This window comes from Ochrobactrum teleogrylli (assembly GCF_006376685.1).
GTDB classification, from domain to species: domain Bacteria; phylum Pseudomonadota; class Alphaproteobacteria; order Rhizobiales; family Rhizobiaceae; genus Brucella; species Brucella teleogrylli.
The window spans coordinates 75,757-99,393 of the sequence record NZ_VEWL01000010.1 but is presented as its reverse complement, the minus strand read 5'-3'; the positions used below and the strand labels follow the sequence as shown (position 1 = coordinate 99,393).

Sequence of the window (23,637 nt, the reverse complement as noted above, 5' to 3'; positions counted from 1 at the left end):
ATGGAGCGGAACGCATGAGTGACTTTAGGGAACCGAGAACACGTCTGGATGAGGGACGCGATTATGACCCCTATCGCCTGAGCAGCCCGCGTATCGTTATATTATCCATGGTGATCTTCCTCATCATCGTTGCCTTTCTGGCAGCGGTGCTGATGCGGCAGATCCATACTTTCTTCGTTACCAATCCCGGCCTAAACGGCCTCATTCTCGGCGTCCTGCTGGTCGGCATATTGCTGGCTTTCGGGCAGGTTCTGCGCCTTTTGCCGGAAATCCGCTGGGTCAATTCCTTCCGCGATGGCGACCGCGACGGCACCACCCGCCCGCCGGTCCTGCTTGCGCCGATGCGTGCGCTGATCGGACGTCGGCAATCGATGGCGCTGACGACCACGTCAATGCGCTCGATCCTCGATTCCATCGCGACACGCCTTGATGAAAGCCGCGACATCTCGCGTTATCTCATCGGGCTTCTGGTTTTCCTCGGCCTGCTCGGCACGTTCTGGGGCCTTCTCGAAACCGTTGGCTCCATCGGGCGCACCATCCAGACGCTGGACCCAAGCTCTGGCAGTACCGGCGATGTGCTGGATGCGCTGAAGGCCGGTTTGCAGGCGCCGCTGTCCGGCATGGGCACCGCTTTCTCGTCGTCGCTGTTCGGTCTGTCGGGTTCGCTCATTCTGGGCTTCCTAGATCTGCAGGCGGGCCGCGCCCAGAACCGTTTCTATACCGAGCTCGAAAACTGGCTTTCCTCCGTGACCGATCTTGGTTCCGACCTCAACGCCGAAAATGGTCAGGCAGGCGAACTGCATGCATTGGCCGAGCGGCTGAAGACGCAGGGCGGCGATTCCACCCAGCGCACGACGGCTGCGCTCGCCAATCTGGCCGAGGGTATTCAGGGTCTGGTGAAAAGCATGCGCAGCGAACAGCAGATCATGCGTGACTGGGTGGAAAAGCAGGCGGACGAGCAAAAGGCTATCCGCCAGACGCTCGACCGGCTGTCCAAGGCCATTGGCGCGACGTCGCACGAACGCAAGTCTGATCGCAACGATACACATCCAAGCGATAAGGCGGAGTAAGGCTCATGGCTCTTGCCCGCAACCGCCGCCAGCAAAGGCATGTCGATTACTGGCCGGGCTTCGTCGATGCGCTGACGACGCTGCTGCTCGCCATTATGTTTCTGCTGACCGTCTTCGTGCTGGCGCAGTTTCTGCTCAGCCGCGAGGTCAATAATAAGGACAGCGTGCTGGCCCGCCTCAACAGCCAGATTCAGGAACTGACCCAGCTTCTGTCGCTGGAGAAGAGCAATTCGCAGGATATGCAGGACACTATCGCCAATCTGCAAGCCTCGCTCTCCTCTGCCGAAAGCGAGCGTTCGCGCCTGCAAACACTGCTGAACGAGGGCAACGGCGCGGGTGCCGCCGCCGAAAAACGCGCCGGTGAACTGTCTGAAAGTCTCGATGCGGAAAAACAGGTCAGCGCCCGCGCGCTCAGTCAGGTGGAACTGCTGAACCAGCAGATTTCCGCCTTGCGCCGCCAGATTGCAGCGCTTGAAGACGCACTCAACGCATCGGAAAGCCGCGACCGCGAATCGAACGCCAAGATTGCCGACCTTGGCAAGCGCCTCAATGTGGCGCTTGCCCAGCGCGTACAGGAACTGAACCGCTATCGCTCCGACTTCTTCGGGCGCTTGCGTGAAATTCTCTCCGACAAGGACAATATCCGCATTGTCGGCGACCGTTTCGTCTTCCAGTCGGAAGTGCTGTTCCCGACGGGATCGTCGGACATCAACCCGGCTGGCGAAGTGGAGATGAAGAAGCTCGCCGACGCCGTCATCGAGCTGAACAAGGAAATCCCGGACGATATCAATTGGGTGCTGCGCGTGGATGGCCACACCGATAATGTGCCGCTCGCCGGTACGGGACGTTTCCGCGACAATTGGGAACTGTCTTCGGCCCGCGCGGCGGCGGTCGTGAAATTCCTGATCGCCAACGGCGTTCCGGCCAACCGCCTCGTGGCGGCAGGCTTCGGTGAGTATCAGCCGCTGGAAGCCTCGGATTCACCTGATGCCCGCGCCCGAAACCGCCGCATCGAGTTGAAACTGACCGAGAGGTAAATAAAGGGGCGCTAAAACGCCCCTTTCTTTCGAGCCCCGCTTAGTACACCCCTGCCCCGGCTTCGAATTGCAGCTTGGCCAGACGCGCATAGATGCCGCCGCGCTCCACAAGGCTCTGATGGGTGCCTTCTTCGACGATCCGGCCTTTATCGAGCACAAGAATGCGGTCCGCCTTCAGCACCGTTGCAAGACGGTGCGCGACCACCAGCGTCGTGCGGCCTTGCATGAGACCATCCAGCGCCTTCTGCACCAGCATTTCACTTTCTGCATCGAGCGCCGAGGTGGCTTCGTCCAGCAACAGGACAGGCGCGGCGCGCAGGATGGCGCGAGCAATGGCAATGCGCTGGCGCTGTCCGCCAGACAATGTTACGCCGCGCTCACCGACTTCCGTGTCGTAGCCATGGGCGAGCGCCATGATGAAATCATGCGCCAGTGCAGCCCTGGCCGCAGCTTCGATTTCCGCATCGCTCGCACCCGGCCTGCCGAAGCCGATATTGTCCCGGATAGAGGTCGCAAAGATCGCCACATCCTGCGGGACCATGGCCACGCGCCCGCGCACGGCTGCTGGATCGGCCTCCGGCAAGGCAACGCCATCCATCAGCACCTTGCCGGACTGCGGATCGTAATAGCGCATCACCAGCGAAAACACCGTGCTCTTCCCCGCACCGGACGGGCCGACGATGGCGACGGTTTCGCCTGGCCGGACCGCAAAGCTCACGCCGTTGAGCGATGGCGCATCAGGTCGCGTCGGATAGGAGAAATAAACGTCATCGAAGACGATCTCACCACGCGCCGGCTCCGGCAATGCGACCGGGTTGCGAGGCGCGGAAATGTCCGGGTCTTCATCCAGAATTTCAGCCAGACGCTCTGTTGCACCGGCCGCCTGCGCCAGTTCACCGCCGACTTCCGACAGGGCGCCGAAGGCGCTGGCCGCGAAAACCGCATAGAGCACGAACTGACCGAGTGTGCCCGGCGACATTGTGCCGGACAAAACATCGCGCGAGCCGAACCACAGCACCGCAACCACGCTGGAAAAAATCAGAAAGATGGCGAAGGCCGTCAGCACCGCCCGCGCCTTGATGGACGAGCGCGCCGCCTGGTAGGCGTTTTCCACGGCGCGGGCAAACCGCCCGACCACCATGTTTTCATTGGTGAAGGCCTGCAAGGTGCGCATCGCGCCAATCTGCTCGCTGGCATAGGCATTGGCATTGGCGAGCATATCCTGCGTTAGACGCGAACGGCGGCGCACGGAGCGCCCGAAAGCGATCAGCGGCACGACGATCACCGGAATGGCTGCAATCACCAGCACGGAGAGTTTCGGGCTGGTGACAACCATCATGGCCAGTGCGCCGACGCCCAAAATGACATTGCGCAGCGCGACCGACGCGGTGGCACCCACCACCGATTTGATCTGTGTCGTATCGGCGGAAAGCCGCGACACGATTTCGCCGGACTGTGAACGGTCGAAGAATTCCGGCGAAAGCGCCGTCACATGCGCGAAGACCGCATTGCGCAAATCAGCCACAACCCGCTCACCCAGAGAGATCACAAAGAAGTAGCGCAGCCCCGACGCAACCGCCAGAACCAGCGCCAGCAGCACCAGCATCCCGAAATAATTGTTTACGAAAATGGCGTTGGCGCCGGTGAAGCCGTGATCGATCATGCGGCGCAGTGCGACGGGCACTGCGAGCGTCGTGACGGCGGCCAGAACCAGCGAAAAGAGAGCGCCGATAACCAGCAGCTTATAGCGGGCGACGAACGGAACCATGCGCCGCAGAGGCTTGAGGGAGCGGCGCTTGCGCGCCTCGTCTGCATTCGATTCCAGATTCACACCAGTTGGATTATTATGATCGGCCATTCTTGAGATTGTGCCCTTGTTATTGCCGTGCGCCTGATGTATAGGCTCGGCAACCCTTTTGGAAGCCGTCACCTGCGGGTGATGGGTCTTCGTAAATGCCATTGGGCGAAAGTGCCGCAGTTTTGACATTCAGGCTGCGCTTTTCTTCCAGACTTTCAGGCCAGACTATCAGGATTGAGAAGATGAAAGCCAATATCCATCCCGACTACCACACCATCAAGGTCGTGATGACCGATGGCACCGAATACCAGACCCGTTCGACCTGGGGCAAAGAAGGCGATACGATGAACCTCGATATCGACCCGACCACCCATCCGGCCTGGACTGGCGGTTCGCAGACCCTGCTTGATCGCGGCGGTCGCGTTACGAAGTTCAAGAACCGTTTCGGCAACCTCGGCATCTAATACCAGGTTACTTATTCGGAAAACCCCGCTTCGGCGGGGTTTTTTATTGCCTGCACTTTGCCAGAAGCAGGCAATAAAAAACTCCCGGACAAACTTGTGTTTTGACCGGGAGCTTCGATAGTGCATGAGCGGCTATAATCAGGCGCTGAGCTTTTCCATCACTTCGTCGCTGACTTCGAAGTTGGTGTAGACGTTCTGCACGTCGTCATCGTCTTCCAGCGTGTTGAGAAGCTTGAGAACGGAGCGGGCCTTTTCTTCGTCCAGCTCGGTATTGGTCTGTGGCTTCCAGATCGTCTTGATCGATTCGGCCTCGCCAAGAGCGGCTTCAAGCGCCTTCGACACTTCGCCGATATCTTCGAATGCGCAGATGATGACGTGTTCTTCTTCGCCGGATTGCACATCCTCGGCGCCAGCTTCGATAGCCGCTTCCATGACCTTGTCGGCATCGCCGACAGAGGACTTGTAGACGATTTCGCCAACGCGATCGAACATGAAGGAAACCGAACCGGTTTCGCCCAGCGCGCCACCAGACTTGGTGAAGGCTGCGCGGACGTTGGACGCGGTGCGGTTGCGATTGTCGGTCAGCGCTTCAACGATAACCGAAACGCCACCGGGGCCGCGGCCCTCATAGCGCACTTCATCATAGTTTTCGCCGTCATTGCCGGCGGCCTTCTTGATGGCGCGCTCAATGTTATCTTTCGGCATCGACTGCGCTTTGGCGTTCTGAATCGCCAGACGCAGGCGCGGATTCATCGTCGGGTCAGGCAGACCCTGCTTGGCGGCGACGGTAATCTCGCGTCCGAGCTTGGAAAACATTTTCGACCGCACGGCGTCCTGACGGCCCTTGCGGTGCATGATGTTCTTAAACTGTGAATGGCCAGCCATGGCACCCCTGTTCTGTTCTAATCGTCACGCACGGAAAAGCGTTACGCATGAACAGACAATCTCACGCAGAGAGTATCACACAAGCGGGGCCGCAAGTCCGGCCACAATGCTTTCCGTGCAGAATGGCGGCGTTATAAGGAATTGAGCCTCATTCGTCCAGCAAAAGCGCGGATCGAGGCCCTCACCTGTCAAAAAATTCAATAAGGCTCGACCCGGGCGACAAAGCAGCTTATCGATAAAATCATGAATCAACGCCCGCAAGACCCATCCCCGAAGGCCCCGAACGAGACCATCGCTGCCCGTATCAGCCGGGTTCTGGCTGACCGTATCATCGAAGGGGAAATCGAGCCGGGCACCAAATTGCGGCAGGATCACATCGCCGAAGAGTTCCAGACCAGCCATGTGCCGGTGCGTGAGGCGTTTCGGCGGCTGGAAGCGCAGGGGCTGGCCGTTTCGGAGCCGCGCCGGGGTGTGCGCGTCGCCTCCTTCGACATTGGCGAGATTCGCGAAGTGGCGGAAATGCGCGCCGCGCTCGAAGTGCTGGCTTTACGGCATGCGGCGGCGCACATCACCCGCGCCACGCTTGATGCTGCCGAACGCGCCACGCTCGACGGCGACAAATCACGGGACGTGCGAAGCTGGGAAGACGCCAACCGGCGCTTTCACCGGCTCATTCTGGAACCATGCCGGATGCCACGCCTGCTTGCCGCCATTGACGATCTGCATGCGGCCAGCGCGCGGTTTCTGTTTGCGACCTGGCGGTCGGAGTGGGAAGCACGCACCGATCACGATCACCGGGCGATTCTCGATGCCCTGCGCAAGAACGACATCGACCACGCCGCCGCCATTCTCGCCCGTCATGTGCAATGGATCGGCCACCGTCCGGTCAGAACGGCCTCCGGCAAGATGCGCGATTCTTTTGCGATTGTAGGCTAGCGCCAGAATTCCGGGATAGTTTCTTCCAGACGCGCGCCGATGCGCAAAGGTGCTGCCTTTTCGGCAAGGCCGGTGCGGTCGGAGATTTCAATACCGACACCGCAAATGGTCGCCGGACCATTGGCTGCTTCAAAACGCCCCTTCGGCACCTTGGACAGAAAGCGGTTGAGCGGCTCTTCCTTGTCCATACCAAGCGACGAATCGTAATCGCCGCACATGCCCGCATCCGACATATAGGCCGTGCCATTGCGCAAGATCTGGCAATCGGCGGTCGGCACATGCGTGTGCGTGCCGACGACAGCACTCGCACGGCCATCGACGAAATGGCCGAAGCACTGCTTTTCGCTGGTTGCTTCCGCATGGAAATCGAAGAACACGGCATCGGCCTGCTCGCCCAGCGGACAGGCTTCAAGGATCTTCTCCGCCGCGATAAACGGATCATCCAGATCGGGATGCATGAAGACGCGCCCCATGACATTGGACACGAGCACGCGAGCGCCGTTCCTGGCGATGTAAAGTCCCTCGCCCTTGCCTGCCGTTCCTTTCGGAAAATTGGCCGGGCGCAGGAAGCGATCCTCGCGCTTGGAGAAATCGAGCGCCTCGCGCTGATCCCAAACGTGATTGCCGGTGGTCACGACATCCGCGCCAGCGCGGATCGTTTCATGAAAAATCTCTTCGGTAATGCCAAAACCGCCCGCGGCGTTCTCGCCGTTGACGATCACGAAGTCCAGCTTCAGATCGGAAATCAGCCCCGGCAGCTTTTCATAAACTGCCGTGCGCCCCGACCGGCCCACCATGTCACCAAGAAAAAGCAATCTCATGAGATGAGCCTTATAAGCCTGCGCCCAGCGAACGCAAGCCGCTCTCCGTCAGTATCTGGTTGAGCGCGATATCGTGCGGCTCGTCGGGCACATGCTCCACTTGCTGACAGTCATAGGCCATGCCGATCAGCAAGGGCTGCAAACCGCGTTGGGCAAACCGTGCCAGCGCGCGATCATAATGTCCCGCACCATAGCCGAGACGATGCCCGCGCCGGTCGAAACCGGCAAGCGGCATCAGCATGATGGTCGGGTCCACGAGCGGCGCTCGTGCATCGGGACCCATCGTGCCGAACCCTGTCTGCACAAGCTGCGCATCGGGCAGAAATTCACGGAAGGCAATGGTTTCCTTGTCCAGCACCACCGGCAGGCAGAGCCTTGCGCCCTTGCCGCGCAGGACGGACAGAAGCGGACGCGGATCAATTTCAGAGCGGATCGGCCAATAGCCCGCCACGAGCGTTCCCTTGGGAATGACCAGCGCCTCTTCGCCGTGTTTCGCAGCTGCGAGCGAGGCTTCATACTGGTAACGGGGGTCCAGCGCATCGCGGCGGGCAAGCACGGCACGCCTGAGCGCCTGTTTTTCCTGACTGCCATCCGGAGCCGCTGCTGCCATCCCCCAAAACCTCTCCATTTGCATAATCCGACTGTAACAGTGGAACCGCAATGAGACGATCCGTCAAGTGATGGATCAGACAGCGTCGGCAATCCGCTCCGACCGGTCACGGATCACCTTCAGCACGACGCCATGAAAATCGTTGAGAAACACCTTGCCCCACAGGTCGCAATAGAAGTCGATCGGCGTCGCGATGCGATAATGCGTGGTCAGCGTCAGGCGGGTGCGGCCATCGGGCAGAGGCTCCAGCCGGTAGTCGCCATTGGCCAGTTGAAGATAGCTGCTGTTCACCTTGATATGGGCTTCGACGGCAGCGGGAATGGAGCCCGGCCCGAAGCGGAAATCCCAGGCCAGCAGGCGGTTTTCCTCCCACTGCGTCACGATCTCCTGAAAAGTCACCCCGCGCGTCCATTGCAACTGGCGCACGGCGCCCACGCCCTCCCCTTCGATGCGCGCATCGACCGGCTGCGGCACGCCCACAATACCATGGCTGAATGTCCAGGACAGTTCATCGGCGCGCACATTGCGGATTTCGACGGTCTGCTTCCACACCACTTCCGGCGGTGCGGCAATATCGATCACCGTCGTCACCGACCCGTCATGCGGGGCATAGGAAAACTGAAGCTCTGCCGGAAAGACGGCCAGCGGCAGGGCGACCACCAGCATTGTCGAACGGCGCGAGCGGAGCTTGCGGATGATCCACAGCGTCAATGTCGAGCCGAGTGTCGAGAACACCACGAAGAAGGGCGCAGCCATCACCACGCAGATGCCCGCTTCGTGGAACAGCACCATGCTGACAACGACCAGCCCGCCGATGATGGCCCAGCCCATGCGGACATGCCGCCACAGGTCTTTTTCGGCACGCGGGTCGGCCAGACTGGATGCGAGGCTCGCCACCGCCATCGGCAGCAGCATGAGACCGGCAAAGAACGGCATCTCATCGTCAGCCACACCGGACCAGATCAGCATGTATAAAATCAGGCCATAGGCGAAAGCCACCGGCACGGCGACCGACAGTCTTTCAAATGGGCGCGGCTTTTGGGGCGGTGCAACTTGGGGAGATTCCATCAGAACATGCGAATAATTAAGGTTTATCGCATGTTTACGGGCAATGCGTAGCACAGATCAAGTCTTGAGGACTGGATTTTCATACGCATTGCAAGATGAAAGGAAAGCGGCGACCACGACAACCGATGGTAGTGATTGATCCCGGGAACCTACAAAGTAGGTGGGCACCATATGCGAAAGCCCGCAAGCCTTCACAGGGACAGTTCCCTTAGAGATCAATAAGGCCCCGGGGATGCTGTTACACCTGTCGGGAAGCGCAGTACGCCGCTGATGAATATAGTCGCTCGCAACGGGCTGCGCCAGAGGCTGCGAGGCTTTCACCGCGAAATCTTTTCAGAAAATTCAGAAAGCGCTTAGCTTATGAACTGGCGCGTGGCGCAATGCGGGACGCCACCTGTTCCAGACGCGACGCGACATCCGACAGTATGCCGGTTAGCGCCGCATCGTTGCTGTCGGCGCGCCCGAGCGCTTCATCACGCGCGCGGCGCAGCGTCTCGACTTCGCTTTCCAGACCATTGATGCGCTTCTGCATCTCGGCCATCTCGTCCATCACCATGATTCCGGCCATGACGGTCAGGCGCAAATCGCCGATCTCTCCGAACGACGATTTGAGATGCGTGACATATTGATCGAAACGGTCGGCAAGTCCGCTGAGGTGCTCTTCCTGCCCCTCATCGCACGCCATGCGATAAGCCTTGCCATCGATGGTTACGGTAACGGTCGCTATGATAGCCTCCTATCGATCCAGAACGGCGCGGATGGTTTCCATCGCCGTGACAAGGCGCCGCGACACTTCGCGGTTGGCAGCTTCAAGCCGCTCTGCACGGGCTTCGGACTGGTCGAGTTCCTGAGCGAGACGGCTGCGGTCAGCATTCATGCGCTGCACCTCTTCCTCGGCTTCGGCGAAATCGCCTTCCTTGTCCAGCCGCAGATCAACCGCGCCTTCGAGCGTGTTGAGTGCTTTTTCCAGCCGTTCCAAAACTTGCCTGAGGGTCGCTTCGGGTGCCATCCATGTCCTTTCTGATGCCATTCAACGGCATCGAATCGCGTCTGCCGGACAGGCCTCTTTGAAAAGATTGTAATAATCGACCGCCGGATAAGCAACAAATGAGGTGTCCATATGAGCTTTCATGCACCGTTAATCGGTGCAAAAATGGCTTTTGAGCGATTGTCGGGCTGCTTTCCACAGAACTCAATCGATTAGTCGCAGACAGTTTATTGCCCAAAAGCCACGCATTTATTGACTCCTCATGCGCAGGTGCTATGTGTCCCGGTGCCTTCTGGAGTACGGACCCGAAAAACGGAGGACGGTTTTCGGCGCCATTCGTGCTCAGCCAAAAGGCATCGCCGCAACCCCGTTAAACCCTCCCATGGAAAGACGGCTGAGACCATGAGCAATTCCGACAAACAAAATCAGTTGGCCAACGCAATTCGCTTCCTCTCGATGGACGCGGTTGAGAAAGCCAATTCCGGCCACCCCGGCCTGCCGATGGGCGCAGCTGACATAGCGACGACGCTTTATACCCGTTTCCTTTCGCACGACCCGCAGAACCCGCATTGGCCGGATCGCGACCGTTTCGTGCTGTCAGCCGGTCACGGCTCGATGCTGCTTTATTCGCTGCTCTATCTTTCGGGCTACGAAGACATCACCATCGATGAAATCAAGAATTTCCGCCAGCTCGGCTCGCGTACCGCCGGTCACCCGGAATACGGCCATGCTGCCGGCATCGAAACGACGACCGGCCCGCTCGGCCAGGGCATTGCCAATGCCGTTGGCATGGCGCTCTCCGAACGCATCCTGAACGCACAGTTCGGCGACAGCCTCGTCAACCACTACACCTATGTGCTTGTCGGCGACGGCTGCCTCATGGAAGGCATCAGCCAGGAAGCCATCTCGCTGGCCGGTCACCTGAAGCTCAACAAGCTGATCGCCTTCTGGGACGACAACAACATTTCCATCGACGGCCCGATCTCGATGGCCGACAACACCAACCAGCCAGCCCGTTTCGCTGCTTCCGGCTGGAACACCTTGGCTGTTGACGGTCACGATCAGGAAGCCATCGCCAAGGCCATCGAACTGGCCAAGGTTTCCGACAAGCCGACCCTGATCGCCTGCAAGACGACCATTGGTTTTGGCGCACCGAACAAGGCCGGCACCAACAAGGTGCATGGCTCGCCGCTCGGCGCGGAAGAAATCGCAGCCACCCGCAAGGCGCTCGGCTGGTCGGCAGAACCTTTCGTCGTTCCGGCTGAAGTTCTGGACGCTTGGCGCGTGGCTGGCCTCAACGCCGCCAAGAAGCGCCAGGAATGGGAAAAGCGCTTCGCCGCTGCCGACGCGGAAACCCGCGCAGAATTCGAACGCCGCATGCGTGGCGATCTGCCTGCCGGTTTCGATGCGGCCATCGTCGAATACAAGAAGAAGCTTTCTGCTGAAAAGCCGAAGGTCGCCACCCGCAAGTCTTCGGAAATGGCGCTGGAAGTCATCAACGGCGTCGTACCGGAAACCATTGGCGGCTCTGCCGATCTCACCGGTTCGAACAACACCAAGACCAGCCAGACCAAGGCAGTGACGCCGGAAAACTACGGCGGCCGTTATGTCCATTACGGCATCCGCGAACTCGGCATGTCGGCAGCCATGAACGGTATCACGCTGCATGGCGGCCTGATCCCTTATTCCGGCACCTTCCTGACCTTCTCGGATTATGCGCGTCCGGCCATGCGTCTGTCGTCGCTGATGGGCATCCGCGTCATCTATGTCATGACGCATGATTCCATCGGTCTGGGTGAAGACGGCCCGACCCACCAGCCGGTCGAACATCTGGCAGCACTGCGCGCCATTCCGAACCACAATGTCTTCCGTCCGGCTGACGCTGTGGAAACGGCGGAATGCTGGCAGATCGCCCTGCAGTCGACCAAAACCCCGTCGACGCTGGCCCTGACCCGTCAGAACCTGCCGGTCGTGCGCACCGAGCATCGCGAAGAAAACCTCTCCGCTTACGGCGCTTACGAACTGGCGACCGCCAGCGACGACGCCAAGGTGACGATCTTCGCCACGGGCTCGGAAGTGGAAATCGCGCTCAAGGCCCGCGACCTTCTCGAAGGCAAGGGTATTGCCACACGCGTGGTCTCGGTGCCGTGCTTCGAACTGTTCGAAGGCCAGAGCGACGCCTACAAGCAGGCAACCATCGGCAATGCGCCGGTCAAGGTCGCCATCGAAGCGGCAATCTCGCTCGGCTGGGAGCGCTTCATCGGCGAAGACGGCATATTCATCGGCATGAAGGGCTTCGGCGCTTCGGGTGAGATCAACGATCTCTACAAGCACTTCGGCATCACGGCAGAACACGCCGTTGCAGCCGCGGAAAAGAAGCTCAACGCCGCAGCATGATTTTTTAAACGCCGGCGTCTCAAAAACGCCGGCGTTTAAGTTTCCGGTCAGTGCCGCGCGGGATTTATCCGAATGCCCGGCACCGTCTGAATTATGAAGCACTGCAAGTGCAGTATCCTATCGGGAGATTTACAGAAAATGGCAGTTCGCGTCGCAATCAACGGTTTTGGCCGCATTGGCCGCAATGTTCTCCGCGCCATCGTGGAATCGGGCCGCACCGACATTCAGGTCGTCGCGATCAACGATCTCGGCCCGGTGGAAACCAATGCGCATCTTCTGCGCTATGACAGCGTCCACGGCCGTTTCCCCAAGGAAGTGAAGGTCGCTGGCGACAGCATCGACGTCGGCTATGGTCCGATCAAGGTGCACGCCGTTCGCAACCCGGCCGAACTGCCGTGGAAGGAAGAAGGCGTCGACATCGCGCTGGAATGCACCGGCATTTTCACCGCGCGTGACAAGGCGGCAATGCATCTGGAAGCTGGCGCTAAGCGCGTCATCGTTTCGGCTCCTGCCGACGGCGCTGACCTGACGGTCGTTTATGGCGTCAACCACGACAAGCTCACCAAAGAGCATCAGGTCATCTCCAACGCGTCGTGCACCACCAACTGCCTTGCGCCGGTGGCACAGGTCCTCAACGATGCCATCGGCATCGAAAAGGGCTTCATGACCACGATCCACTCCTATACGGGCGACCAGCCGACGCTGGACACCATGCACAAGGATCTCTACCGCGCCCGCGCGGCAGCGCTCTCCATGATCCCGACCTCGACGGGTGCCGCAAAGGCTGTTGGTCTCGTGCTGCCGGAACTGAAGGGCAAGCTGGACGGCGTCGCTATCCGCGTCCCGACCCCGAATGTCTCGGTCGTTGACCTGACCTTCATTGCCAAGCGTTCGACCACCGTGCAGGAAATCAACGACGCGATCCGCGCAGCCGCCAATGGCCGCCTGAAGGGCATCCTCGGCTACACGGACGAGCCGCTTGTCTCGCACGACTTCAACCACGATCCGCATTCCTCGGTCTTCCACATGGATCAGACCAAGGTCATGGACGGCACCATGGTTCGTATCCTGTCGTGGTACGACAATGAATGGGGCTTCTCCAACCGTATGGGCGACACCGCCGTCGCTCTCGGCAAGCTGATCTAAGCCCCGTGGCCTGACTATGTTTCGCGCCCTTCTCCCCACTGTCGCCCGCTGGCGTCCGCTGGAAGGAGAAGGGCTCGAACATTTGAATCTTGCGCCCGCGGGCCGCAATATTCATGCCGAAAGCGTGGTGATCGGCAATCGCGGCGGCGATGCTTACGGTGTCCGCTACAGCATCGACTGCGACAGCACCTGGCGCGTTCTTCATTTCCTTATCGAGACCGCATCCGGCCAGAAGCTGGAATTCTCCTCCGATGGCGAGGGCCATTGGCAGTCGATGACTGGCGAGCCTTTGCCGGAATTCGACGGCTGCATCGACATCGATCTGGCAGGAACGCCCTTCACCAACACACTGCCAATACGCAGGCTTGGCCTGACACCGGAAAGCGGCACCGTTCAGCTGGACATGCTTTATGTGCCGTTCGACAGTTTTCAGCCCCTCCGCGACAGCCAGCGTTACCGCTGTCTGGAAGAAGGCAGGCTCTATCGTTACGCGGCGGCGGACCGCTCTTTCACCGCCGATCTACCCGTCGATGAAGACGGGCTTGTTACCGATTATCCAACCCTGTTCCAGCGTCTGCCTGGTTAAGCCAAACTGTCAGAGCGATAAGGCTTCACCACGCGCCGGAACAAGCCAGGGAGAAAACTTATGGGTTTCCGCACTCTCGACGACGCCGACGTCAAATCCAAACGCGTTCTGGTCCGCGTTGACCTCAACGTGCCAATGGCCGACGGACAGGTGACCGACCTCACCCGCATCGAGCGCATCGTTCCAACGATTGCCGAACTGTCGAAGAAGGGCGCAAAGGTCATTCTGCTCGCCCATTTCGGTCGCCCGAAAGGCGTTGCCTCCGACGAAAATTCGCTGAAGCATGTCGTGAAGCCGCTCGCCAAGGTGCTCGGGCCCCATATTTCTGGTCGGGGCGTCCATTTCGCGGAAGACAGCATCGGTGACAAGGCCAAGGCCGCTGTCGATGCGCTGAAGGACGGTGACGTTCTGCTTCTGGAAAACACCCGTTTCCACAAGGGCGAGGAAAAGAACGATCCAGAATTCGTCAAGGCGCTGGCCGCCAATGGCGATCTCTACGTCAATGACGCGTTTTCGGCTGCCCACCGCGCCCATGCCTCGACCGAAGGTCTGGCCCATGTCCTGCCTGCTTTTGCCGGTCGCGCCATGCAGGCCGAGTTGGAAGCGCTGGAAAAGGGCCTCGGTAATCCGGCCCGTCCGGTTGTCGCCATTGTCGGCGGCGCCAAGGTCTCGACCAAGCTCGACCTTCTTTCGAACCTTATCGAAAAAGTCGATGCGCTGGTGATCGGTGGCGGCATGGCCAATACGTTCCTCGCGGCACAGGGCCACGATGTCGGCAAGTCGCTTTGCGAACATGACCTCGCCCATACGGCGCGTGAAATCATGGCCAAGGCCGAAACCACCAAATGCGCCATCATCCTGCCGGTCGATGCGGTTGTGGGCTGGCACTTTGCCGCCGATACGCCGAACAAGACCTATGGCGTTGACGCTGTGCCAAGCGATGGCATGATCCTCGACGCAGGTGCGTTGTCCACCGATCTGATCGCCTCGGCCATCGACGATGCGGCAACGCTGGTCTGGAACGGCCCGCTCGGCGCATTCGAACTGCGCCCGTTCGACACGGCAACGGTCAAGACCGCGAAGCATGTCGCCGCCCGCACCAAGGCTGGCAAGCTCGTTTCGGTGGGCGGCGGCGGTGATACGGTCGCGGCGCTGAACCATGCCGGTGTGGCCGACGACTTCACCTATATCTCGACCGCAGGCGGCGCTTTCCTCGAATGGATGGAAGGCAAGCCGCTTCCGGGCGTCGATGTGTTGAAGAAATAAAGCATTTCCAGCAAAAGTGCGAAGCGCCTACGCGGGGAAATCAGTCCACTGGACTGATTTCTGATCCCGCTTCGATGCGCAGGACAATGCGGAAGAACAAATCAAAGGCTCCGGAAACGGGGCCTTTTTCAGTTCAAGATTTCGGCGTCAGTTTTAATAGGCGTCCGGGATCATCATCCTCGATCAGCCAGATCGCGCCGTCTGGACCAACGGCCACGTCGCGGATGCGATTGCCCATATCGAAGCGCTCGGCTTCGTCCGGCTGGCCCTTGCTGTCGAAAGCGACACGCACCAGCGCCATCGAAGAAAGACCGGCGATCAGGGCGGAACCGTCCCACGCCTTGAACAAATTACCCTTGTAGAAGGTCAGACCGCCCGGCGAAATCACCGGATTCCAGTAGACCCGCGGCGCTTCGAATTCCGGGCGCGTGCTGTGGCGCGGGATCGGCCTGCCGCTGTAATTGTCGCCATTGGAAACCACCGGCCAGCCATAATTGAGGCCGGGTTTGATCAGATTGAACTCGTCGCCGCCGCGCGGCCCCATCTCGTGTTCCCACAGCGTGCCATCGGGCGCGAAGGCCAGCCCATAAGGATTGCGGTGACCGGTCGTCCAGGTCAGGCCGCGAATGCCGCCCTCCCCCGCATTGGGATTATCTTGCGGCACGGACCCGTCCAGATTCATGCGGAGAATTTTGCCCATCGGGGCCTTATCATCCTGCGCTGTGGCAGGCTGCATACGGTCCCCGACCGTGAGAAACAAATGCTTGCCGTCCGGTGCGAAGGCGATCTTTCCGCCCGGCTGACCGCCCTTGGCGACCACATCCTGCTTCCACAGCGTGGTCAGGTCTTCAAGCGTGGCGTTGTCGCCGCTCTCTGCCAGTCTGGCCCGCGCCAGCACCACGCTGCTGCCGCCGTCCGCAGGTTCGTTATAGGTGAAATAAAGCGCCTTGCTTTTCGCGAAATCCGGCGCGGGCTCTATGTCGAGCAAACCGTTCTGCCCGCCAAAGGCAACCTTGGGCACGCCCGCCACTTCCGTCTTTTTGCCCACCTCGGTGACAATGAAAATCTCTCCGGGTTTTTCCGTCACGACCAGACGGCCATCGGGCAGGAACGCAATTGCCCACGGCGTGTTGAACTCCGCAACACTTGTGACGGTGAATGGCGCTTCGGCCTTGGTTTCGCGGTCGCCCGCATTGATGCTGGCGGACCAGGCGGATTGCATCGGAATAGATGTAACCGATGCGGCGAGAGCAAATAACAGGCTAAGATGAGCGGCGCGCATGTCTTCTCCTCGGAGGCGTTGGGCGATGAGAACGGCAGGTTATCGTTACATGGGGTCTTGTCGCCCAGATGAAACCCCTCACCGTAAAAACCTTGAACCGGCCTCGTTCGACTGGCGACAAGAAAACATGTCCAGTCTAAATCGTTTAAAAAATTTTCAATCGTTTCAATCAGTTGCGCATGCCATCTTTTTACCGGACACTTCTGCCATCGGCGATAAGTCATCAATTTCCGATGCCGACCGAGGCGAACTCCAGTCGGCCGGTTCTGAAGAGGAGCTTACGAATGACCGAACGTCTTGAAGATATTGCGATTGCCCTGGTCGCTTCTGGAAAGGGCATTCTGGCTGCTGACGAGAGCTCCGGAACCATCAAGAAGCGCTTCGATTCCATCAATCTGGCATCCACGGAAGAGACGCGCCGCGATTACCGCGAGATGCTGTTCCGCGCCGACGACGCGATGAAGAACTATATTTCCGGCGTCATTCTTTACGATGAGACCATCCACCAGAAAGCCAAGGACGGCACGCCGCTCAACGACATCATCCGCAATGCGGGTTCGATTCCGGGCATCAAGGTCGATGCGGGCGCGAAGCCTCTGGCTGGTTTCCCCGGGGAGACTATCACCGAAGGTCTGGATGGCCTGCGCGAACGCCTGAACGAATATCACGGCCTGGGGGCGCGTTTTGCCAAATGGCGCGGCGTCATATCAATTTCCGACGCTTTGCCGACATTGGGCGCGGTCAGGCAGAATGCACAGGCGCTGGCGCGCTATGCTGCACTTTGTCAGGAAGCTGGAATTGTGCCAATTGTCGAGCCGGAAGTCCTGATGGATGGCAAGCCGGGCGATCACAGCATCGACCGCTGCTATGAAGTGACCGAGCTGGTTCTAAAGACGGTTTTTGCCGAGCTTTATGACGCCCGCGTCAAGCTGGAAGGCATGATCCTGAAGCCGAACATGGTTCTCGATGGCAAGAATGGGCGCAAGGCGTCGGTCGAGGAAGTGGCTGAAAAGACCGTGCGTTGCTTCCTCAATACCGTTCCCGCCGCAGTTCCGGGCATCGCCTTCCTGTCCGGCGGTCAGACGGGCGAAGAGGCGACAGCGCATCTCTCGGCCATGAATGAAGCTTACGACATGCCGTGGAAAATGACATTTTCTTACGGACGCGCCTTGCAGGCGGCAGCCCTCGAAGCGTGGGGTGGCAAGCCGGAGAACGTCGCTGCCGGTCAGCGTGCCTTCACCCACCGCGCCCGCATGAACGGCCTTGCCGCAACCGGCGGCTGGAAAAAAGAACTAGAACAGGCAGCCTGATTTTTTTCAGGGCAGCGATAGAAAGGATAAGCCCGGTTTGGGCCGGGCTTTTTCATGATTCGTGGAAATGAAAGCCGACAGCCAGCGCCATGACGAATATGGCGATGACGGCAATTTTCCAGAAATCGCCGCGCCGCTTCAATCCCGGCAGGCCGAGCGGTTTGATGATGTGCATTCCCATCAGCAGGACAAGCAGCACAGGCAAAACTTTGGTCACGGGCGACACCTCTCCCCTCCTTGTGACGCAGGCGCTTGCGAGCTGCAAGTCTTCTTGTTCTATTCCAATCTTCATCTTAAGTCCCATGGACGAAGCTTCACGGCTCGGCGTAAATTAAGGATGGAGGAGATGAAAGCGCACGGAGAAATCCGGGAGGAGGCCGGTCTGAGGAGGCCGCGCTCGCGCTGACATCAGATGAAAAATCGCACCTTGGAACGTCCGTCATGCGGGCGGTGCGCGGTGCGTGTTTCTGGGAGGAAACAGCATGACTTCGAAATATGCCGAAACCTATGCCGTATGGCAGGCCGATCCTGAACGGTTCTGGGCGGAAGCCGCAGAGGCGATCGACTGGTTCAAGCCCTGGGATCAGGTTTTTGCAGGCGACGAAGGCGTCTATGGTCGCTGGTTCACCGGTGCGGAATGCAACACCTGTTACAATGCGCTCGACCGCCATGTCGCCAATGGGCGCGGCAATCAACTGGCGCTGATCTATGAAAGCCCGGTCACCGGCAAGGTGCGCAAATTCACCTATAGTGAATTGCTGGAGGAAGTGAAGGCGCTCTCCGCCGTCATGCTCGACCATGGCGTGAAGAAGGGCGACCGCGTTCTGATCTATATGCCGATGGTGCCGGAAGCGGCAGTTGCCATGCTTGCATCGGCGCGCATAGGCGCTGTGCATTCCGTCGTTTTCGGCGGTTTCGCCGCCAATGAACTTGCAACGCGCATCGACGATGCCAAGCCGGTGATGATCATTGCCGGTTCCTGCGGCATCGAGCCGACGCGCGTGGTGCCCTATCAGGACATGCTCGACAAAGCCATTGCATCCGCCCACCACAAGGTCGGCCATTGCATCATTCTGCAGCGCGAGCAGCATGCCCATACCCCGGTTGAAGGGCGCGACATCGATTACACGGCTGCTGTGGACGCCGCGCGGGGCCGACACGTGCCCTGCACGCCAGTCGCCGCGACCGATCCGCTTTATGTGCTCTATACATCCGGCACCACCGGCGAGCCAAAGGGCGTGGTGCGCGACAATGGCGGGCACATGGTGGCGCTTGCCTGGTCGCTCAAACACGTCTTCGGCGTGGAGCCGGGACAGGTCTTCTGGGCGGCCTCCGATGTCGGCTGGGTGGTCGGCCACTCCTATATCGTCTATGCGCCGCTGCTGGCAGGGGCCACGACGATCCTGTTCGAAGGCAAGCCCATTGGCACGCCGGATGCGGGCACCTATTGGCGCATCATCGCCGAACATGGCGTGGAGGTGATGTTCACCGCGCCGACGGCGCTGCGCGCCATCAAGAAGGAAGATGCCGACGGGAATTTTGTCCGCAACTATGACCTGTCGAAATTCCGTGCGCTGTTTCTGGCAGGCGAACGCGCCGATCCGGACACAATCCACTGGGCGGAGAACCTGATCGGACGCCCGGTGCTTGACCATTGGTGGCAGACCGAAAGCGGCTGGCCGATGGTAGCCAATCCGCTTGGTCTCGGCCTTCTGGAAACGAAATACGGATCGCCTGCGGTCTGCCTTCCGGGCTACGATATCCGCGTGCTGGATGATGAAGGCCATGAGGTCGAACGCGGCCAGCTAGGCAATATCCTGATCAAGCTGCCACTGCCGCCCGGCTGCCTGCCGACGCTGTGGAATGCCGATGAACGCTTCAGGAAAGCCTATCTCTCGGAGTTCCCCGGCTATTATAAAACCGCCGATGCCGGATATATGGATAGTGATGGCTATCTCTATATCATGAGCCGGACCGACGACATCATCAATGTCGCGGGCCATCGCCTGTCCACCGGCGCGATGGAAGAGGTCCTTTCCGGTCATCCCGATGTGGCGGAATGCGCGGTGCTGGGCATTTCCGATCCCGTAAAGGGGCAAGCGCCTTGCGGTTTTCTGGTGCTGAAATCCAATATCGACCGCGATCCGCACGAAGTCGAAAAGGAATGCGTGGCCATGGTTCGCGACGCCATCGGCCCGGTCGCCGCCTTCCGGCTGGCCCTGACCGTGAAGCGCCTGCCCAAGACCCGCTCGGGCAAAATCCTGCGCTCAACCATCCAGAAGATCGCCGATGGTGAGACATGGAAAATGCCCGCCACTATCGAAGACCCGGCGGTTCTCGATGAAATCAGCACTCTATTGCGGGAGCGCCATATCGGAATGGCCTTCGCCTGAGCTTTATAGCGGCATCAGCCAAACTATTGACCGGCGGTTTTCGCCGGTCCACTCTCCGCGCGAAACGGAGAACAGACCATGCAGCTTGAAGGCAAGGTAGCCATCGTCACCGGCGCTGCCCGCGGTATTGGCTATGCCATCGCAAAACGCTTCCTCATGGACGGCGCCAGCGTCGTTCTGTCGGATATCGACAACACGGCCACCTTGCAGGCGGTCAAAGACCTCGAACAATTCGGCGATGCGCGCGCCATGGCGGCGGATGTCGGCGACAAGCTCGATATCCATAATCTGATGACCTATACCGTCACCAATCTTGGCGAGATTGATATTCTCGTCAACAATGCTGGTATCGTCCATAAGGCGGATTTTCTCGACCTCAAGGAAGAGGATTTCGACCGCGTCATGCGCGTCAATCTGAAGGGCGCATTTCTATGCGGGCAGGCCGTCGCCAAACGCATGGTCGCGCGTGTGGAAGCTGGCGGCGAAGCGGGCACGATTATCAATATGTCATCGATCAACGCGATTTTCGGACTGCCGGACCAGCTTGCCTATTCCGTCTCCAAGGGCGGGCTCAGCCAGCTGACACGCACCATGGCCGTGGCGCTGGCGAAATGGGGCATTCGCGTCAACGCCATCGGCCCCGGCTCGATCCAGACCGATATGCTGTCAGCAGTGAATGCGGACGCCGAGGCGCGAAAGACGATCCTGTCGCGAACGCCACTTGGCCGCATTGGCGATCCGGCGGAAATCGCGTCCATCGCTTCCTTCCTCGCATCGCGGGACGCAAGCTACATCACCGGCCAGACGATCTATGCCGATGGCGGTCGCCTGCCGCTCAGCTATCTGGCTGAACCGCCCTTCAAACCATAAGCAAACCCCGCGCCCTTGTTGCAGTGGGCATATATTAGCGACATAATAATATCGCTTTGCTCCTGACAGAAAGCTGTCAGGAGGGGTGTGCGATAGTGTTTCCCTAAGGATGAGGGAGATGAACTATGGCACTCGCAATCGCACCGCTGATCGCAATCTTGAAGGAATACCGGCGCAAGCATGATGAGCGCCGCCGTTTTGTCCGCACCCAGCGGGCACTGGACGGTTTACCGAAAGATCTGCGCAAGGATTTGGGCTGGCCGGATCGCTATCTGGAACAGCGCAAGACAAAATATTGCAACGGAGAGTGAACCCGGAATGCGCAGAGCAGACCGTCTTTTCCAGATCGTTCAGCACCTGCGCGGTGGCAGGCTTGTCACCGCGCGCCAGCTTGCCGAACGGCTGGAAGTCTCCGAACGAACGATCTATCGCGACATATCCGACCTGCAATCAACCGGCGTTCCGATCGATGGCGAGGCCGGTGTCGGCTATATATTGCGGCAGGGTTTCGAGCTGCCGCCCCTGATGTTCACGCGGGATGAAATCGTCGCGCTGGTGGCAGGAGCGCGCCTCATCCGCGCCTGGGGTGGCGTATCCATGGCGCGCGGCGCCGAGGAAGCGCTGGTCAAGATCGAAGCCGTTCTGCCCAAGGAAGAACGTGCGCGGATCACCGGCACGCAGATCCACGCCCCTACTGCCAGAATCAGCATTGACGAGCGCCGCATCATCGATGCTGTCGAGCGCGCCGTGGATGAAAGCAGTGTGCTCAATATCCGCTACCGCGACCTCGAAGCGCGCGAGAGCGAACGCGACATTCGCCCGCTCGGCCTGTGGTTCTGGGGCAAGGTGTGGACCGTCATCGGCTGGTGCGAGTTGCGCAATGCGTTCCGCACCTTCCGCACCGACCGTATTGTCGAAGCAAGCGAAGCGGGCCGCCGGTTTCGCGCCGAGCGCGGCAAAACGCTGGCCGATTTCTACCGCCTGATGGAAATGAGCGAGTACAACGCATTCAAGGATTGAAATCACCCAAGAAGACTGCAGCCTCTGCTCCGTCGAATGTTCTGCATTCGACGGAGTTTTTTCTTCATTGCTCCGTCAGAATCGCACTGAGTTGTGCCACGATATATCGAAGCGCCTGATCCTCCTGTCGGCGCTTGTGCCAGGCAATATGCAACGGAAAGCCGCTGACTGTGATAGGCGGCGGGAAGGCAACAAGGTCGCTATCCGCATCCAGAACGCAATGCGAAGGCAGCATGGCGATCATATCCGTGCTTTTCAGCAGATCCGGCACCATGCCAAAATTGGGCACCACGAGACCGATGCGCCGCTTCAAACCCTTTTCAGCGAGAATCTTGTCTGCCGGGCTGTTGGTGTCGCCGCGTCCCGACACCAGTATGTGCGGATAAGCTAGCCAGTGATCGAGCGTAAACCCTCTGGCCGCTGGATGATCACGGCGCATGACGACACGGTACGTCTCGTCCAGCAGATGCTTGCGCTGAAGATCGTCGTCCGCATCTGGAAACACCGATAGTGCAAGGTCACTTGCGCCGCTCACCAGCGCTTCTTTTGCGGCCGCCGCGCCATGCCACGGCTGCACCACGATATCGATGCCCGGCGCATCCGCAGCAAGGACCTGCAACAACGGCTTGATCACAAAGATGGCCGGATAATCGGCCATGCAGATTTTGATTGTCTGTCGGAGCGAAGCCAATGGCACATGCGGGGGGTCGACCAGCGCCATGACATCGGAAAGCAAGGTCTTCAACGGCGCGCGCAAGGCTTCGGCGCGCGCCGTGCGCCGCATCGAACCGCGCCCGCGTTCGAGCAACTCATCGGCGAAGACGGCTCGACAGCGTTGCAAGGCGTTGGATACGGCTGGCTGTGTCAGATGCAGACGATCCGCCGCGCGACTGACATGCGCCTCGTCGAGAAGTGCATCCAGAATGACCAGAAGATTGAGATCTATCGCCCTTAAATTCATGAAATCAATAATAACATATATAAATAATAGATTGGAATAATTAATGCATCGATTTCATCATCCTTCCAACATCAGGAGCCGTTGGAAGGAACAGATGATGTCCAGAACTTTGATTTTGCTTTTTCATCCCGATTTGTCGCAATCAAAAGCCAATGCCACGCTGGCAGGTGCAGCCGCCCAACTGCCGGATGTGGACATTGTCGATATGCAGACTGCCTATCCCACCGGGATCGACTTTTACAAAGATGGCGAGCGTGAAGCGCAACGCCTTCTCGCGGCGGATCGCATCGTGCTGCAATTTCCGCTCCAGTGGTATTCAACGCCGCCGCTTTTAAAAGCCTGGCAGGATGCCGTGCTGACCCGCATGTTTTACGTGACTTATGAACAGGAAGGCCGGGCGCTGGAAGGAACGCCCATCATGATCGCCGCGACCGCTGGCAACGTGCCCGAGGCTTATACGCCCGGCGGACGCAACCTGTTTCCAATGAATGATCTTATGGCCCCGTTGCGTGCCACAGCCAATCGGTGCGGGCTGGAATGGGCAGAGCCGTTCTTCGTCTATGCAGCAGACAAACTGGCACCGGATGCGCTCGAAAGCGCGGCAAGCCGCTATGTTCAGGTTCTGGAGCGCTGGATAGACGCAACACCCGTGGACAAAACCGAACACAAGGCGGCCTGAACGAAAACGCCCGGCATAAAGCCGGGCGCCAACTGACAGATATCGAGAGG

25 protein-coding genes and 1 other RNA gene are annotated in these 23,637 nt (G+C 59.4%); 15 read left to right on the top strand and 11 right to left on the bottom strand.

What is annotated here, in order from left to right:
* Window positions 1–14: 14 nt before the first annotated feature.
* Together FIC94_RS15825 and FIC94_RS15820 are read left to right on the top strand one after the other, a co-directional pair.
* Entirely contained in the window at window positions 15–1,070 is a 1,056-nt protein-coding gene (locus tag FIC94_RS15825) for a MotA/TolQ/ExbB proton channel family protein (protein ID WP_140025500.1), read from the top strand.
* 5 nt (window positions 1,071–1,075) lie between these two features.
* Window positions 1,076–2,107 (top strand): peptidoglycan -binding protein, encoded by a 1,032-nt coding sequence (locus tag FIC94_RS15820; RefSeq protein WP_140025499.1) that lies wholly within the window; start codon window positions 1,076–1,078, stop codon window positions 2,105–2,107.
* Window positions 2,108–2,147: 40 nt separating this feature from the next.
* On the opposite strand, the gene FIC94_RS15815 is transcribed toward FIC94_RS15820, so the two are convergent.
* A complete protein-coding gene (locus tag FIC94_RS15815) occupies window positions 2,148–4,067 on the bottom strand; it encodes an ABC transporter transmembrane domain-containing protein (RefSeq protein ID WP_140025498.1) in 1,920 nt (639 codons plus the stop codon).
* A gap of 80 nt (window positions 4,068–4,147) precedes the next feature.
* Here FIC94_RS15815 and rpmE point away from each other — a divergent pair, with 80 nt between their 5' ends.
* Complete coding sequence (gene rpmE, locus FIC94_RS15810) at window positions 4,148–4,369, top strand: 50S ribosomal protein L31 (RefSeq protein ID WP_078339491.1); 222 nt, start codon at window positions 4,148–4,150, stop codon at window positions 4,367–4,369.
* A 138-nt stretch (window positions 4,370–4,507) separates the two neighbouring features.
* On the opposite strand, the gene FIC94_RS15805 is transcribed toward rpmE, so the two are convergent.
* Window positions 4,508–5,254: a YebC/PmpR family DNA-binding transcriptional regulator gene (locus tag FIC94_RS15805; protein ID WP_078339492.1), complete on the bottom strand. Its 747-nt coding sequence runs from the start codon at window positions 5,252–5,254 to the stop codon at window positions 4,508–4,510.
* A gap of 243 nt (window positions 5,255–5,497) precedes the next feature.
* Between FIC94_RS15805 and FIC94_RS15800 the strand changes: the two genes are divergently transcribed.
* Complete coding sequence (locus tag FIC94_RS15800; RefSeq protein ID WP_140025497.1) at window positions 5,498–6,190, top strand: GntR family transcriptional regulator; 693 nt, start codon at window positions 5,498–5,500, stop codon at window positions 6,188–6,190.
* On the opposite strand, the gene FIC94_RS15795 is transcribed toward FIC94_RS15800, so the two are convergent.
* The 6 genes from FIC94_RS15795 to FIC94_RS15770 form a co-directional block, all read right to left on the bottom strand.
* Window positions 6,187–7,011, bottom strand: a complete 825-nt coding sequence (locus tag FIC94_RS15795) for a TIGR00282 family metallophosphoesterase (RefSeq protein ID WP_109369759.1) — start codon at window positions 7,009–7,011, stop codon at window positions 6,187–6,189. The two genes, FIC94_RS15800 and FIC94_RS15795, sit on opposite strands and share 4 nt — an antisense overlap.
* A gap of 10 nt (window positions 7,012–7,021) precedes the next feature.
* A complete protein-coding gene (locus FIC94_RS15790; protein WP_140025496.1) occupies window positions 7,022–7,621 on the bottom strand; it encodes a 5-formyltetrahydrofolate cyclo-ligase in 600 nt (199 codons plus the stop codon).
* A 75-nt stretch (window positions 7,622–7,696) separates the two neighbouring features.
* On the bottom strand, window positions 7,697–8,689 hold the full coding sequence (locus FIC94_RS15785) for an SRPBCC family protein (RefSeq protein WP_140025495.1): 993 nt from the start codon (window positions 8,687–8,689) through the stop codon (window positions 7,697–7,699).
* 107 nt (window positions 8,690–8,796) lie between these two features.
* Window positions 8,797–8,955: non-coding RNA, 6S RNA (ssrS, locus tag FIC94_RS15780), on the bottom strand.
* Window positions 8,956–9,047: 92 nt separating this feature from the next.
* Complete coding sequence (locus tag FIC94_RS15775; protein ID WP_109369762.1) at window positions 9,048–9,416, bottom strand: cell division protein ZapA; 369 nt, start codon at window positions 9,414–9,416, stop codon at window positions 9,048–9,050.
* A gap of 9 nt (window positions 9,417–9,425) precedes the next feature.
* Entirely contained in the window at window positions 9,426–9,698 is a 273-nt protein-coding gene (locus FIC94_RS15770; RefSeq protein ID WP_109369763.1) for a DUF4164 domain-containing protein, read from the bottom strand.
* Between the two features lie 381 nt (window positions 9,699–10,079).
* Here FIC94_RS15770 and tkt point away from each other — a divergent pair, with 381 nt between their 5' ends.
* From tkt to FIC94_RS15750, 4 genes are all read left to right on the top strand, one after another.
* Window positions 10,080–12,074: a transketolase gene (gene tkt, locus FIC94_RS15765; protein ID WP_140025494.1), complete on the top strand. Its 1,995-nt coding sequence runs from the start codon at window positions 10,080–10,082 to the stop codon at window positions 12,072–12,074.
* A 138-nt stretch (window positions 12,075–12,212) separates the two neighbouring features.
* Window positions 12,213–13,220: a type I glyceraldehyde-3-phosphate dehydrogenase gene (gap, locus tag FIC94_RS15760; RefSeq protein WP_140025493.1), complete on the top strand. Its 1,008-nt coding sequence runs from the start codon at window positions 12,213–12,215 to the stop codon at window positions 13,218–13,220.
* 16 nt (window positions 13,221–13,236) lie between these two features.
* Window positions 13,237–13,806, top strand: coding sequence for a putative glycolipid-binding domain-containing protein (locus tag FIC94_RS15755; protein WP_140025492.1), 570 nt, complete (start codon window positions 13,237–13,239; stop codon window positions 13,804–13,806).
* 60 nt (window positions 13,807–13,866) lie between these two features.
* Window positions 13,867–15,072 (top strand): phosphoglycerate kinase, encoded by a 1,206-nt coding sequence (locus FIC94_RS15750; protein WP_109369767.1) that lies wholly within the window; start codon window positions 13,867–13,869, stop codon window positions 15,070–15,072.
* Between the two features lie 133 nt (window positions 15,073–15,205).
* Here the strand turns inward: FIC94_RS15750 and FIC94_RS15745 are convergent, their stop codons facing one another.
* Window positions 15,206–16,354 (bottom strand): PQQ-dependent sugar dehydrogenase, encoded by a 1,149-nt coding sequence (locus FIC94_RS15745; protein ID WP_140025491.1) that lies wholly within the window; start codon window positions 16,352–16,354, stop codon window positions 15,206–15,208.
* Window positions 16,355–16,379: 25 nt separating this feature from the next.
* Between FIC94_RS15745 and FIC94_RS15740 the strand changes: the two genes are divergently transcribed.
* Both FIC94_RS15740 and FIC94_RS15735 read left to right on the top strand, forming a co-directional pair.
* The gene (locus tag FIC94_RS15740; RefSeq protein ID WP_124915885.1) at window positions 16,380–16,655 is read left to right on the top strand and encodes a hypothetical protein; all 276 of its coding nucleotides are present in this window, start codon (window positions 16,380–16,382) and stop codon (window positions 16,653–16,655) included.
* Entirely contained in the window at window positions 16,639–17,664 is a 1,026-nt protein-coding gene (locus tag FIC94_RS15735; RefSeq protein WP_140025490.1) for a class I fructose-bisphosphate aldolase, read from the top strand. Before FIC94_RS15740 ends, FIC94_RS15735 begins: the two co-directional genes overlap by 17 nt.
* Window positions 17,665–17,716: 52 nt before the next feature.
* Here the strand turns inward: FIC94_RS15735 and FIC94_RS22465 are convergent, their stop codons facing one another.
* Complete coding sequence (locus FIC94_RS22465) at window positions 17,717–17,881, bottom strand: hypothetical protein (RefSeq protein ID WP_167836096.1); 165 nt, start codon at window positions 17,879–17,881, stop codon at window positions 17,717–17,719.
* Between the two features lie 265 nt (window positions 17,882–18,146).
* Here FIC94_RS22465 and FIC94_RS15730 point away from each other — a divergent pair, with 265 nt between their 5' ends.
* From FIC94_RS15730 to FIC94_RS15715, 4 genes are all read left to right on the top strand, one after another.
* Window positions 18,147–20,057 carry a propionyl-CoA synthetase gene (locus tag FIC94_RS15730; protein ID WP_140025489.1) on the top strand — a complete coding sequence of 637 codons (1,911 nt, stop codon included), beginning with the start codon at window positions 18,147–18,149 and terminating at the stop codon, window positions 20,055–20,057.
* A gap of 78 nt (window positions 20,058–20,135) precedes the next feature.
* Entirely contained in the window at window positions 20,136–20,927 is a 792-nt protein-coding gene (locus FIC94_RS15725; RefSeq protein WP_140025488.1) for an SDR family NAD(P)-dependent oxidoreductase, read from the top strand.
* Between the two features lie 125 nt (window positions 20,928–21,052).
* Window positions 21,053–21,238, top strand: coding sequence for a hypothetical protein (locus FIC94_RS15720; RefSeq protein WP_109369772.1), 186 nt, complete (start codon window positions 21,053–21,055; stop codon window positions 21,236–21,238).
* Between the two features lie 7 nt (window positions 21,239–21,245).
* The gene (locus tag FIC94_RS15715) at window positions 21,246–21,947 is read left to right on the top strand and encodes a helix-turn-helix transcriptional regulator (RefSeq protein WP_078339507.1); all 702 of its coding nucleotides are present in this window, start codon (window positions 21,246–21,248) and stop codon (window positions 21,945–21,947) included.
* Between the two features lie 64 nt (window positions 21,948–22,011).
* On the opposite strand, the gene FIC94_RS15710 is transcribed toward FIC94_RS15715, so the two are convergent.
* The gene (locus FIC94_RS15710; protein ID WP_140025487.1) at window positions 22,012–22,908 is read right to left on the bottom strand and encodes a LysR family transcriptional regulator; all 897 of its coding nucleotides are present in this window, start codon (window positions 22,906–22,908) and stop codon (window positions 22,012–22,014) included.
* Window positions 22,909–23,002: 94 nt separating this feature from the next.
* On the opposite strand from FIC94_RS15710, the gene FIC94_RS15705 reads away from it, so the two are divergent.
* Complete coding sequence (locus FIC94_RS15705) at window positions 23,003–23,587, top strand: NAD(P)H-dependent oxidoreductase (protein ID WP_235892026.1); 585 nt, start codon at window positions 23,003–23,005, stop codon at window positions 23,585–23,587.
* Window positions 23,588–23,637 lie beyond the last annotated feature (50 nt).